A 13,640-nucleotide genomic window follows, 5' to 3' on the forward strand; every position below is an offset into this window, starting at 1 on the left:
ATGTGCAGAACCGGTGCAGCGGCCGCGCGCGTTGCTGAACGGCGACGTCGCCCCGATGTACGCTGCGTTCCGCCGTCGCGATCGTTGAGATCGGTTTCGGTCATTAAAAAGGAAGCAATCGCGCGGCGCCTTCCGTCGGGGAACGCCGCCGCGCGTGGAGGAAAATCCCCGGATGTCCGAACCCCTGCGCGGCCTGCTGGTCTATCGCGCCAGCCGCGTCGAAGCGCTGCTCGATCCGCTGCTCGCGCTGCTGCGTGCGGCGCCGCCTGCGCATGCGCTGGCGCCGCACGAGCTGATCGCGGCGCATCCGGGCATGCAGAAGTGGCTCGGGCGGGAGCTGGCGATCCGCCAGGGGCCGCGCGGCATCGCCGCCAACCTGCGCATCGAGCTGCCCAGCCAGTGGCTGGACCGGCTGGCGCGCGAGGTGCTCGGCGAGGAGGCGATCGCGCTGCGCCCGTACCGGCGCGAGCTGCTGCGCTGGCGCATCCACGAGCGGCTCGATGCACTCGGCGACGCCGATCTGTCGGTCTATCTCGGCGGCGACGCCGCCACCCGCGATCGCCGCCGCTTCCAGCTCGCCGACCGGCTCGCGCGGCTCTACACGCAGTACCTCGTCTACCGGCCGGACTGGCTGAAGGAATGGGCCGAGGGCCGCCCCGGCAAGGTCGCCGGCGGTTTCCTCGCGCCGCTGTGGCGCGCGTTGCGCGCCGACATCGGCGTGCCGCACCGTGGCGAGCGCGTGGCGCAGCTGATCGCCGCATTGGCGCGCCACGAACTGGAAGCGACCGAGCCGCTGCACGTCTTCGGCGTCGCGCACCTGGCGCCGGCGGAACTGGCCGTGCTGAAGGCGGTGTCGCGCCGGCGCCTGGTCGCGCTGTACGTGCCCGATCCGTGCCGCGTCCACTGGGGCGGCCTGCGCAGCACGCGCGCGCTGCTGCGCGAACAGGTCGAGCGCGATCCGGCCGGCGAGGCGACCGAGAGCCTGTTCCTCGAGCAGGGCCATCCGCTGCTCGCCGCGTGGGGCCGCATGGGACAGCATTTCGTGCTCGCGCTGGACGACGTCGGCGCCGAGGTCGACACGCGCCATTTCGAGGACGAGAGCGAACGCGAGCCGGCGTCGCGCCTGGAAGGCGTGCAGGAGAGCATCCGCCAGTTCCGCCCCGAGCTGATCGGCGAACACGCGCAGCCCGCGCGCGCGGACGCCACGCTGCGCGTGCACGCCTGCCACACGCGCCTGCGCGAGCTGGAGGTCCTGCGCGACGCGCTGCTCGACGCGCGCAGCGCGCGGCCGGAGCTGAAGCCGTCCGACATCGTCGTGATGATGCCGGACATCCACGCCTACCTGCCGCTGCTGCCGGCCGTGTTCGGCGAGGCGGGGCGCCATCACGGCCCGCTGCCGTACCACTGCGCCGACGTCGCCGTGGCGCGCGCGCATCCGCTGTTCGAGGCGTTCCGCCGCCTGCTCGACCTGCCGCAGTCGCGCCTGACCGCACCGGAAGTGGCGGACCTGCTCGCCACCGCGCCGATCGCGGCGCGCCTGGGCCTGCGCGGCGGCGATCTCGACGTGCTGGTGCGCTGGCTCGAGGCCAGCCGCGCCGCCTGGGCGCTCGACGGCGCCTTCCGCGCGCGCTTGGGCGTGCCGCCGATCGCCGAGCACACGCACGCCTGGGCGATGGACCGCCTGCTCGCCGGCTACGTGTTCGGCAGCGGCGACGACGAGGAGGTCGCCGCCGTGACGCTGCCGGACGGCAGCGCGATCGCGCCGGTCGATGGTGTCGACGGACCGCAGGCCGCGTTGCTCGGCGCGCTCGACAGGCTGCTCGCCGAACTGCGCGAGATCTGCGCCGACGGTGGCCGGCGCCTGCGCGCGAAGGAGTGGGCCGCGCGCCTGGAGCAGCGCATCGACGCGCTGTTCCTGGTCGAGCCGGGCGACCACGAGGGGCGCGAGGCGCTCGGCACGCTGCTGCAGTTCGTGCGCGCGGTCGGCGACGAGCCGGGCGACGGCGGGCTCGATCCGGAACTGGATTTCAGCGTGGTGCGCGAGCTCCTGCAGTCGCGCCTGGACGGCGTGCCGGAGCGGCAGCGCTTCCTGCTCGGCGGCGTGACGTTCTGCGGCATGGTCCCGCAGCGCGCGATTCCGTTCGAGGTGGTCGCGGTGCTCGGGCTGAACGACGGCGAGTTCCCGCGCGCGGCCAGCGACGGCGGCCTCGACCCGATGAGCCGCCATCCGCGCCTGGGCGACCGCGACGTGCGCAGCGACGACCGCTACCTGTTCCTCGAAACGGTGATGTCGGCGCGCTGGCGCCTGCACCTGAGCTACATCGGCGAGGGCGTGCGCGACGGCAAGCCGCGCAATCCGGCCTCGCCGCTGGCCGAGCTGATGGCCGCGCTCGACGCCGCCGCGGAAACGGAACGCGACGCCGCCGGCGAGGAGGACGCGCAGGCGCGCTGGAAGCGTCTGCGTCCGTGGTGGGTGCGCCATCCGCTGCAGCCGTTCGACGCGCGCTACTTCGACGGCGCCGATCCCGCGCTGTATTCCTTCAGCGCCTCGTTCGCCGGCATGCGTGCCGATCGCACGCGGCCGGCGCCGCGACCGTTCGTCGACTGCGCCGCCGAAGCGATACCCGTTCCGGACGGCGCGCCCGTCGCGCTGGCGGAGGTGCTGGCGTACTACCGGGACCCGGCGCGGCAACTGCTCGAAGGAGCCCTCGCACTGCGGCTGGATGCGCTGGCCGAGGATCGCCTGCGCGAGAGCGAGCCGCTGGAGCCGAAAGTCGAGGCGCTCGACCAGATCGCCGCGCGGCTGTTCACCGAGCTGGCAGCGCGCGGCGAGCGCGCCGCGCCGCAGGCGCCGCCCGACTGGGTGAGACTGACCGGCATGCTGCCGCCCGGCCGCCTCGGCGCGCAGGCCTGGGACGCCGAACGCGACAAGGTCGACGCGCTGTTCCGCGCCGTCGCCGCGCCGGATCACCCGGCGCATGCGCTGTTCGCCGGGCCGCTGCCGGAACGCCGCTCCGTCGCCGTCGAGCGCGCGATCGCCGGCCACGCCGTGCGCGGCGAACTGCACGGCGTGCACGACACGGACGAAGCGCGCTGGGTGCTCGACGTGCGTCCGGGCAGGAGCGAAGCGGGCCTCGGCTTCCGCGAACGCATCACGCTGTTCCTGCGCTGGGCGCTGCTGCGCCTGGCCACCGATCCGCCGCGCGCGGTGCGCCCGGCGCTGGTCGCCAAGGCGCCGGAAGGAAGGGGAGCGGCGGACGCGTGGACGCGGCACATCGCCGCGTGGGACGCGCGATTCGTCGCCGCCGAGGCGTCCGCGCAGGCGCAGCTCGCGGCCGATCTGGAACGCCGCGTCGGCGGCCTGCTCGATTTCTTCCTCGCCTCGCAGCGGCGGCCGCAGTGGTATTTCCCGAAGACGTCCTGGGCCGCGCTCGGCGACGACCCCGGCGCCGCGTCCCGGGAGTGGACCGGCGGCGACTTCGGCATCGGCGAGCGCGACTACGCGCCCGGCTACGCATCGCTGCTCGCCGGCGAACGCGATTTCACCGACGCGCCCGACCAGGACGAACTGCGCCGGCACGCCGCGCACCTGCGAACGCTGATCCAGCTCGACGCCGTCGCCGTGGAGGAACGGTCGTGAGCTCCGCCGCGAAGCACGCGAACTGGCGTGCGCTGGCATTGCTGCCCGGCGGCCGCAGCCTGATCGAGGCCAGCGCTGGCACCGGCAAGACCTGGACGATCTCGGTGCTGTACCTGCGCCTGCTGCTGGAGCAGGGGCTGTCGCCGAAGCGCATCGTCGTCACCACCTTCACCGACGCCGCCGCGCAGGAACTGCGCGAACGCATCCGCGAACGCCTGCTGTGGGCCGAGCGGCTGGCCGACGGGCGCGCGGTGGAGAATGCCGATCCGGCGCCCGACGAGGACTGGCTGCGCCGGCGCTGGTCCGGCTCCGCGGACGCGACACGCGGCGCGCGCGCCGATCTGCACCGGCTGCGGCTGGCGCTGGCCGAACTCGATCTGGCGCCGATCGGCACGCTGCACGGCCTGTGCCGCCGCATCCTGGCCGACTTTCCGTTCGAGTGCGGCGCATCGTTCGACCCGGGCGAACTCGTCGCCGGCGACGACCTGATCGAGGACTGCGCCAACGACCTGTGGCGGCGACTGTTCCAGGGCGAGCCGGACGCCGCCGACGCTTCGGGCACGTACCTGCCGCGCAGCCTGGGCGAACTGAAGCAGGCCCTGCGCGCCGCGCTCGCTCCTGGCGTGACGGTGCGCGTGCCCGACGCCGATGCCCTGCGCGCGGGCCTGCCGCCGGACACGCTGCAGACCTTGCGGGCCTTCGCCGAGCAGGACGAAAACTACGCGCCGACCGACACCGGCAAGCCGAACGCGCGGCTGAAGAACGCGCTCGGCTCGCTGCTCGGCTGGCTCGCCGATCCGGCCGCGCCGATCTCCGATACGCACCGCAAGACGCTGTCCGAACCGCGCGCGCACCTGAAGCCGGAAGCCTGCGCCAAGCCCGGCGTCGGCGTCGCGCTCGAGCTGATTTCGCGCGTGCTGCAGATCCGTTCCGAACTCGCGCAGGCCGCCAGGGCACGCAGCTGGAAGGCGTGGGCGGAGTGGGCGCGCGCCGACATCGCGCGCCGGCTCGCGGTGGCCGGCCAGCTTACCTTCGACGCGCTGATCGTGCGCGTGCACGAAGCGCTGCACACGAACGGCGAGGCGCTGGCAGCACGCCTGTTCGAGGCGTGGCCGGTCGCGCTGGTGGACGAATTCCAGGACACCGACGCGCTGCAGTACGGCATCCTCGACCGCATCTATCGCGACGCGGACGGCACGCCGCGCGGCCGCCTGGTGATGATCGGCGACCCCAAGCAGGCGATCTACCGCTTCCGCGGCGGCGACATCGACGCCTACCTCGCGGCGCGCCGCAGCGCCACCGACGCGATGACGCTGGACACCAACTTCCGTTCCTCGCAGGCCCTGGTCGCCGCGCTGAACGCGTTCCACGCGCAGGCGGGCGAGGTGCTCAGCACGAATCCGCAACACGAGATCCGCTACGAGTCGGTGCAGGCGAACGGGCGCGGCGATGCGTACACGATCGACGGCGTCGCCTGCGAGCGGCCGTTGCAGATCCACTTCCTGCGCGAGGGCGACGTGCCGGAGTCGCAGGCCGCACGGCGGGCCGCCGCGCTGGAAGCCTGCGCCAACCAGATCGTCGACCTGCTGTCGGGCGGGCACGCCATCGGCCGGCGCCCGCTGCGGCCCGGCGACGTCGCCGTTCTGCTGCCGAGCCACGGCGACATCGCGGACCTGCGCGCGCGGCTGCAGGCGCGCGACGTTCCGTGCGTGTCTTCCAGCCGCGACGACGTGTTCCGCTCTGCGTGGGCGCGTGAACTGCAGATCGTGCTGCACGCGGCGCTGCATCCGCGCGACGACGGCGCCGTGCGCGCCGCGCTGGCGACCCGGCTCGGCGGGCGCAGCTGGGACGAGCTGCGCGTGCTGAACGCCGATCCCGACGCCTGGCAGCGCGAATCCGCCGTATTCGGCGAGCTGGACGCGACGTGGCGCTCGCGCGGCGTGCTCGCGGCGGTGCGCGCGGTGATCGAGCGCGCCAGCGCGCGCCTGTTCGCGCGCGCCGACCGCGAGCGCGCGCTGACCGACCTGCGCCATCTCGGCGAGCTGTTGCAGGCGCAGAGCGATGCGCTGCCCGGCCGCGACCTGCTGCTGGCCTGGCTGGCCGACCAGCGCGAAGGTCGCGGCGGCGAGGGCGAGGCGGCCGAGGAAAAGCAGCTGCGCATCGAATCCGACGCCGCACGCGTCGCGCTGATGACCTTGCACGCGAGCAAGGGCCTGGAATTCGAGGTGGTCGTGCTGCCGCTGATGTGGGCCAGCAGCGGCCGGCCCGGCGAGATCCCGCTGCTGCACGATCCGGCCAGCGGCCGCCGCGTGATCGCGTTCGGCGACGCGGCGGAGCGCCGCCACGCGCAGGAGGCCCAGGACGAGCGCTTCCGCCTGCTCTACGTCGCGCTGACCCGCGCGCGGCAGGCCTGCCACGTCTACGCCCTGTCTCCGGAGCGTCCGAAGCAGAGGGGCGGCCGCAAGGGCGTCGATCCGGAACGCTCGCCGCTCGATGCGATGCTCGAACGCCTGCTGCGCGACGGCGATCCGTCGGCGCTGCCGCACGTGGCGTGGTCCGAGGCGCCGTGGTCGTGGCCGTGGCGGCACTGGATCGCCACCGAGGCCGCGCCGCCGGCGCCGCGCACGGTGCGCCGCGAGCCCGCCGATGCGCCGTTCGAGTACCGCTACAGCTTTTCCGCGCTGTCGCACGGTGCCTACGCCGGCGCGCTGGAGGAGCGCGCGGCCAGCGACGAGGACAGCGCCGTCGCGCCGGGCGACGATGCGCCGCTGCCGGCCGAAGCCGAGCATCCGCAGCTGGCCTGGCTCGCGCCGGTGGCCGGGCCCGAGTTCGGCAATGCCGTGCACGCGATGTTCGAGCGCCGCCGCATCGGCCAGCCGATGGCGCAGCAGCATGCGCTGATCCGGCGCGCGTTGCGCGACGAGCGCGTGCGCCTGCGCGAGCGCTCGATCGACGAGCTGGTGCCGCATCTGGCCGCGCGCATTCAGGCCGCGCTCGACGCGCCGCTGCTGCCTGCACGCGACCCGGCGCTGACGCTGGGCGGACTGCCGGCGTGGGCGCAGCGCGCCGAGATGGAGTTTGATTTCCTGCTCGACGAGGTGTCGCTGCGCGAGCTGCGCCGCGTCTGCGACTTCGTACCCGGCAGCGCGATGCAGGACCTGCACGGCCTGATGAACGGCAAGATCGACCTGGTGTTCGAGCATGCCGGCCGCTTCCACGTGCTCGACTACAAGACCAACCGCCTCGGCGACGGCAGGCGCCTGTCCGCCTACGCGCCGCAGCGCCTCGAGGCGACGATGACCGACTCCCACTACCGCTTCCAGGCGCTGCTCTATACGGTCGCGGTCGACCGCTACCTGCGCCAGCGCGTGGCGGGCTACCGGCGCGGCGAGCACCTGGGCGAGGCGATCTACCTGTTCGTGCGTGCGGTCGGCATCGCGCCGGAGGCGCCGCGCGCCGGCCTGTGGACGCACCGCTTCGACGAGGCGCTGCTCGACGCCGTCGATCGTCTCTTCGCCGGGCGCGTCGCGGCTGCGCGGGGGACGCCATGAGCGCGTATTCGTTCGTGCGGCTGCCCGGCGAATCGGCGGTCGAGGCCTGGCGTCCGCTCGATCGCGCGCTGTATCGCTGGGTGGTCAGCCACGGCGGCGATGCACTGCTCGCCGCCACGGCGGCCTGGGCGAGCCTGGCCGACGGCAACGGCGATGCCGCGCTGGCGCTGCCCGATGGGCGCCACGGCATGGAGGCGCCGACGCCGGCGCAACTGGTGCAGCTGTGCGCCTCGCCGCTGGTCGCGACGGCGGTGGAGCAGGGCGTCCGTCCGTTCGCGCTCGACGGCGGACGCTTCTACCTCTGGCGCAACCACGCACACGAGGTCGCCGCCGCACGACTCATCCGCGAGCGGCGCTCCGCCGTGTCGACGGCGCCCGGCGCGGTGGAATCCGAGGCCGATCTCGATGCGCTGTTCCATGGCGACCGCAGCGCCGCCGTCGCGCCGCAGCGCGAGGCGGTGCGTCGCGTCGCCGGCCGGCGGCTGTTCGTGCTGACCGGCGGGCCGGGCACCGGCAAGACCACCACCGTGCTGCGCATGCTGCTGATGCTGCAGCGGCAAGCCGCCGCGCCGCTGACCCTGCGCATCGCCGCGCCGACCGGCAAGGCGGCGCAGCGTCTGGTGCAGGCGCTGCGCCTGGGCAAGGCGAGGCTGCGCGACCATCCGGTGGCGCCGCTGCCGGAGGACTGGCGGCCGCTGCTCGACGCGATTCCCGACGGCGAGGCGACCACCGTGCACCGCCTGCTCGGCTACCAGCCGTGGCGCAACGCGTTCCGTCGCGACGCACGCGATCCGATCGCCGCCGACGTGGTCGTCGTCGACGAGGCCTCGATGGTCGATCTGGCGATGCTGCGCAGCCTGCTCGAGGCGGTGCGCCCGCAGGCCACGCTGATCCTCGTCGGTGACGCCGACCAGCTCACCTCGGTGGCCACCGGCTCGGTGCTGCTCGATCTGGTCGCCGCACTGGAAGCCGATCCGCGTGGCGACCTCGTGCGCCTGACGCACAGTTTCCGCGCCGAGCGCCAGCTGGCGGCGGTGAACGAGGCGGTGCGCGCCGGCGATGCCGGTGCGCTGGATGCGGCGCTCGCCGCGTCGGACGGACGGGCCGCGCTGCGCCGCGTGGAGGACGAGCGCGCGCTGCGCGAGCAGGTCGCGCGCTGGGCGCGCGAGCTGGCCGCCGTCGTCGCGTTGCGCCCGGCGTTGCCGGCGCAACGCGACGGCGCGCCGGACGAGGACGCGCTGCGTCGGCGCGCCGAGCTCGTGCGTTCGGCGCTGGACGCGCTCGCCGATCGCCAGCTGCTGTGCGCGCTGCGCGAAACACCGTTCGGCGCGCTCGCGCTCAATGCGCTGCTCGAAGCAAACCTACGCCGCCTTTGGAGCGTCGACGCGCAGGCCGAGTGGTATCCGGGCCGCGCCGTCATCGTCACGCGCAACGACTATGCCGCTGGCCTGTTCAACGGCGACGTCGGTCTGTGCCTGGCCGACGCCGCCGGCAACCTGCGCGTCTGGTTCGAGGGCGCCGAAGGCGAGGGCGACGCCGGGCTGCGCGGCTTCGCGCCGCACGGTCTGCCGGCGCACGAGAGCGCGTTCGCGATCACGATCCACAAGAGCCAGGGCTCGGAGTACCGTCACGCCGCGGTGCTGCTGCCGCCCGATGCCGAACACCGCATCCTGTCGCGGCAGCTGCTCTACACCGGCGTCTCGCGCGCCAAGCAGTCGATCGAGATCTGGACGGCGCCGGCCGCGCTGCAGGCGGCGCTGGCGACCGAGGTGCGCCGCGCCGGCGGCCTGCAGGAGCGCTTGGTCGCGCCGGGCTAAGCCCCACGCGAGGCGCCAGGCCGGTCGCAACGGCGCGAGCCTGCCGGCCGTCGGTCGCGCCCTCGAAGTCAAACGAAAAATCCTGTGTCCGATGGATTGAAGCGGGCGGCCGAATCGAATATCTTGTGCCGGTCGATGGTGTCCAACACAACATCTGGGCCGTCGCCGGGGCCGTAACCCCGGCCGACGAGGGAATCCGGTGCGAATCCGGAACTGCCCCGCAGCGGTGATCGGGAACGAACGACGCGAATCGCACTGAGCCCCCTGGCTTGGGAAGCAGCGTCCAGTAGGCGAGGCGAAAGCCTCGGGCCCGTAAGTCCGAATACCGGCCACGACCGTCGTGCCGCAAGGCACGGCGTTGGCTCGAAGGTCCTCGCGGGAAGGGCCGGCCGGAAGTCGCCGCGCGTCGTCCGTACGGACGCGGCCCCGCTTTCGACCCGCTCGTTCCGCAAGGTTCCTCGTTCGCTCGCGGGAGCGGAGGCCGGCGGATCGCGGGAAGTCTCATTCCGTGCGCCGCCGTGCTCGTCTCCTTGCGGGTTCACCGCTCGTGCAGGAGAACGCCATGACCACGTCCGAACTCGCCACCGAATCCCGCGTCGCGCCGTCCGTCGCGGACAAGCCCGACCAGGGCGGATTCCGCCTGACCGCCCCGCACGCGGGGCCGGCGGCGATGCAGGTGACCAAGCGCTCCGGCGCGAAGGAGCCGGTCGACCTCAACAAGATCGTGCGCGCGGTGTCGCGCTGCTGCGAGGGGCTGGCCGACGTCGATCCGATGCGCGTCGCGCTGAAGACCATCAGCGGCCTCTACGACGGCGCCGGCACGCGCGAGCTCGACGAGCTGTCGATCCGCACCGCCGCCTCGTTCATCGCCGAGGAGCCGGAATACTCCAAGGCCGCCGCGCGCCTGCTCGCCGGCTACATCGACAAGGAAGTGCAGGGGCTGGGCGTGTACTCGTTCTCGCAGTCGATCCGCGTGGGCTTCGACGCCGGCCTGATCAACGAGCGCGTGCTCAACTTCGTCGAGGCGAACGCGCGCAAGCTCAACGACGCGATCGACGCGCACCACACGCTGCGCTTCGAGTACTTCGGCCTGCGCACGCTGTATGACCGCTACCTGCTCAAGCATCCGACGCGGCGCCAGGTCATCGAGACGCCGCAGCATTTCTGGCTGCGCGTCGCCTGCGCGCTGAGCGAGAACGTGGCCGAGGCGATCGAGCTGTACCAGCAGTTCGGCGCGCTCGACTACGTGCCCAGCTCGCCGACCCTGTTCAACGCCGGCACGCGCCACGAGCAGCTGTCGAGCTGTTTCCTGCTCGACTCGCCCGAGGATTCGCTGGAGGCGATCTACGACAAGTACCGCGACGTCGCGCTGCTGTCGAAGTTCTCCGGCGGCATCGGTCTGGCCTGGCATCGCGTGCGTTCGGAGGGCTCGCTGATCCGCTCGACCAACGGCCTCAGCAACGGCATCGTGCCGTGGCTGAAGACGCTCGATTCCTCGGTCGCCGCGGTCAATCAGGGCGGCAAGCGCAAGGGCGCGGCCTGCGTGTACCTGGAGCCGTGGCATGCGGACATCGAGTCCTTCCTCGAGCTGCGCGAGAACACCGGCGACGATGCGCGCCGCACGCATCACCTGAATCTGGCGAACTGGGTGCCGGACCTGTTCATGCGCCGCGTCGACGAGAACGGCGCGTGGTCGCTGTTCGACCCGAGCGAGGTGCCGGAGCTGCCGGACCTGTGGGGCGCCGCGTTCGAGCAGGCCTACGTGCAGGCCGAGGCACGCGGGCTGGCCAGGAAGACCGTGCAGGCGCGCGACCTGTACGCGCGCATGATGCGCACGCTGGCGCAGACCGGCAACGGCTGGATGACCTTCAAGGACGCCTGCAACCGCGCCTGCAACCAGACCGCGCGCGGCGAGAACACCGTGCACCTGTCGAACCTGTGCACGGAGATCGTCGAGGTCACCGGCGCCGGCGAGACGGCCGTGTGCAACCTCGGCTCGATCAACCTCGCCCAGCACCACGACGGCGTCGCGTTCGATTTCGACAAGCTCGCGCACACGGTGCAGGTCGCCGTGCGCCAGCTCGACCGGGTGATCGATCTGAATTTCTATCCGATCGCCACGGCGCGCGCGTCGAACCTGCGCTGGCGCCCGGTCGGCCTCGGCCTGATGGGGCTGCAGGACCTGTTCTTCGCGCTGCGCCTGCCGTTCGACGGCGATGCCGCGCGCGAGCTGTCGGCGCGCATCTCCGAGGAGATCTACTACTGGGCGCTGCGCACCTCGCTGGAGCTGGCGCGCGAGAAGGGCGCGCATCCGGCCTTCGCCGAAACGCGCGCGGCGCAGGGTGAGCTGCAGTTCGAGGCCTGGAACGTGGTGCCGCGCGACGGCGCGCGCTGGCAGGCGCTGCGCGAGGAGATCCAGGCGCACGGCCTGCGCAACTCGCTACTGATCGCGATCGCGCCGACCGCCACGATCGCCTCGATCGCCGGCTGCTACGAGTGCATCGAGCCGCAGCTGTCGAACCTGTTCAAGCGCGAGACGCTGTCCGGCGATTTCCTGCAGGTGAACCGCTACCTCGTCGACGAGCTGAAGCGGCTGGGCCTGTGGACCGCCGAGATCCGCGACGCGATCAAGCTCGCCGAAGGGTCGGTGCAGTCGATCGCCGAGCTGCCGGCCGAACTGAAGGCGATCTACCGCACCGTATGGGAGCTGCCGATGCGCGCGCTGATCGACATGGCCGCCGACCGCGGCGCATTCATCGACCAGAGCCAGTCGCTGAACCTGTTCATCGAGAGCCCGAACATCGGCCAGCTGTCGAGCATGTACATGTACGCGTGGAAGAAGGGCCTGAAGACGACCTACTACCTGCGCTCGCGGCCGGCGACGCGGATCGCCAAGGCGACCGTCGGAGCCGCTCCGGCGAAGGCGTACAGCGATGCGGAGGCGGTCGTGTGCTCGCTGGAGAACCCGGAGATGTGCGAGGCGTGTCAGTGATTTCGTTCGTTCCTTCTCCCATCGGGAGAAGGTGGCCCGAAGGGCCGGATGAGGGATGCAGGCACGCAGGCCCTCACGAACTCGCCCTCACCCGACGCGCCGAGCGCGTCGACCTCTCCCGCGAGCGGGAGAGGTGAAATCACCCGTCCAAGGAATCTCCATGAACACGCCACACCTTCTCGACCCCGGCTTCGACCTGACCCTGCGGCCGATGCGCTATCCGCAGTTCTACGAGATGTATCGCGCCGCGATCAAGAACACCTGGTCGGTCGAGGAGATCGATTTCCAGATCGACCTCGGCCACCTCGCGCAGCGCATGTCGCCGGCCGACCGGCACCTGATCGAGCGCCTGGTCGCGTTCTTCGCCACCGGCGACTCGATCGTCGCGAACAATCTCGTGCTGAACCTCTACAAGCACATCAACGCGCCCGAGGCGCGCATGTACCTGTCGCGCCAGCTGTTCGAAGAGGCGCTGCACGTGCAGTTCTACCTGACCCTGCTCGACAACTACATCCCGCAGCCGGAGCGGCGCGCGCAGGCGTTTGCGGCGGTCGAAAACATCCCGTCGATCCGCGCCAAGGCCGAGTTCTGCCAGCGCTGGATCGATTCGATCCACGCGCTGGAGCGGATCTCCAGCGACGCCGAACGCCGCCAGTTCCTGCTCAACCTGACCTGCTTTGCGACCTGCATCGAAGGCCTGTTCTTCTTCGGCGCGTTCGCCTACGTGTACTTCCTGCGCTCGCGCGGGCTGCTGCCGGGCCTGGCCGCCGGCACGGCCTGGGTGTTCCGCGACGAATCGGCGCACATGGGCTTCGCGTTCGAGGTCATCCGCACGGTGCGGCACGAGCAGCCGGAGCTGTTCGACGAATCGTGGGCGGAGCAGGTCGGCACGATGATCGCCGAAGCGGTCGACTGCGAGACGGCGTTCGCCGAGGACGTGCTCGCCGGCGGCGTGGTCGGCATGTCGGTGAAGGAAATGCGCCAGTACCTGGAGTACGTCGCCGACCGGCGCCTGGAGATGCTCGGCCTGCCGCGGCGCTACGGCGCGCGCAATCCGTTCCCGTTCATGGAGCTGCAGGACGTGCAGGAGCTGACCAACTTCTTCGAGCGCCGCGTGTCCGCCTATCAGGTCGCGGTCGAAGGCGAGGTCGGTTTCGATCATGCGTTCTGACACGGCGGGGCAGGGCGGCGGAGGCGAGGTCCGCTGCGTCGAGATCGTCTTTCCCGACCACTGCAATCACCTGGGCAGCCTGTTCGGCGGGCAGGCGCTGGCCTGGATGGACAAGGCGGCGTTCCTCGCCGCCAGCCGCTTCGCCGGCCGCACCGTGGTCACGGCGCGTTCGGATCGCATCGATTTCCGCGCCGCGGTGAAGCTCGGCGACATCGTCGAGCTTCGCGCGAACGTGGTCGGCGTCGGCCGCAGCTCGATGACCGTGCGCGTCTCGCTGCTGCGCGAACCGACGCCGGGCGCCGAACGGCAGCTGGCGACCTCGGGCGAGTTCGTCATGGTCGCGGTCGACGAGCACGGGCGCGCGGTGCCGGTCGGCCGCGCCCTCACGAGCACGACGGATTGACGAGGCTGACGCCGGTTCGTAACATCCCGCGTCTTCCCGAGGCGGCTGTACTGACGGAAGCGGCGG

The 13,640-nt window shown here is 72.1% G+C and carries 6 protein-coding genes and 1 riboswitch; all 6 genes read left to right on the forward strand.

What is annotated here, in order from left to right; genetic code table 11:
- The first annotated feature begins 172 nt into the window (after positions 1–172).
- Entirely contained in the window at positions 173–3,640 is a 3,468-nt protein-coding gene (gene recC / locus ACFO6Q_RS15360) for an exodeoxyribonuclease V subunit gamma (protein ID WP_380021985.1), read from the forward strand.
- The gene (locus ACFO6Q_RS15365; protein ID WP_380021986.1) at positions 3,637–7,191 is read left to right on the forward strand and encodes a UvrD-helicase domain-containing protein; all 3,555 of its coding nucleotides are present in this window, start codon (positions 3,637–3,639) and stop codon (positions 7,189–7,191) included. The genes recC and ACFO6Q_RS15365 overlap by 4 nt, the downstream gene beginning before the upstream one ends.
- A complete protein-coding gene (gene recD, locus ACFO6Q_RS15370; RefSeq protein ID WP_380021987.1) occupies positions 7,188–9,008 on the forward strand; it encodes an exodeoxyribonuclease V subunit alpha in 1,821 nt (606 codons plus the stop codon). Before ACFO6Q_RS15365 ends, recD begins: the two co-directional genes overlap by 4 nt.
- Positions 9,009–9,127: 119 nt before the next feature.
- Positions 9,128–9,355: riboswitch (cobalamin riboswitch) on the forward strand.
- Positions 9,356–9,678: 323 nt separating this feature from the next.
- The gene (locus ACFO6Q_RS15375; RefSeq protein ID WP_380022216.1) at positions 9,679–12,000 is read left to right on the forward strand and encodes a ribonucleoside-diphosphate reductase subunit alpha; all 2,322 of its coding nucleotides are present in this window, start codon (positions 9,679–9,681) and stop codon (positions 11,998–12,000) included.
- A 160-nt stretch (positions 12,001–12,160) separates the two neighbouring features.
- Positions 12,161–13,171, forward strand: a complete 1,011-nt coding sequence (locus ACFO6Q_RS15380; protein ID WP_380021988.1) for a ribonucleotide-diphosphate reductase subunit beta — start codon at positions 12,161–12,163, stop codon at positions 13,169–13,171.
- Positions 13,161–13,574 carry an acyl-CoA thioesterase gene (locus ACFO6Q_RS15385; protein WP_380021989.1) on the forward strand — a complete coding sequence of 138 codons (414 nt, stop codon included), beginning with the start codon at positions 13,161–13,163 and terminating at the stop codon, positions 13,572–13,574. The genes ACFO6Q_RS15380 and ACFO6Q_RS15385 overlap by 11 nt, the downstream gene beginning before the upstream one ends.
- Positions 13,575–13,640: the final 66 nt, after the last annotated feature.

The organism is Dokdonella ginsengisoli (assembly GCF_042652785.1).
GTDB lineage: Bacteria > Pseudomonadota > Gammaproteobacteria > Xanthomonadales > Rhodanobacteraceae > Dokdonella_A > Dokdonella_A ginsengisoli.

Coding starts and splice junctions, on each gene's coding strand:
- recC (WP_380021985.1), top strand. CDS start 173: ATGTCCGAACCCCTGCGCGGCCTGCTGGTCTATCGCGCCAGCCGCGTC.
- recD (WP_380021987.1), top strand. CDS start 7,188: ATGAGCGCGTATTCGTTCGTGCGGCTGCCCGGCGAATCGGCGGTCGAG.
- ACFO6Q_RS15375 (WP_380022216.1), top strand. CDS start 9,679: ATGCAGGTGACCAAGCGCTCCGGCGCGAAGGAGCCGGTCGACCTCAAC.
- ACFO6Q_RS15380 (WP_380021988.1), top strand. CDS start 12,161: ATGAACACGCCACACCTTCTCGACCCCGGCTTCGACCTGACCCTGCGG.
- ACFO6Q_RS15385 (WP_380021989.1), top strand. CDS start 13,161: ATGCGTTCTGACACGGCGGGGCAGGGCGGCGGAGGCGAGGTCCGCTGC.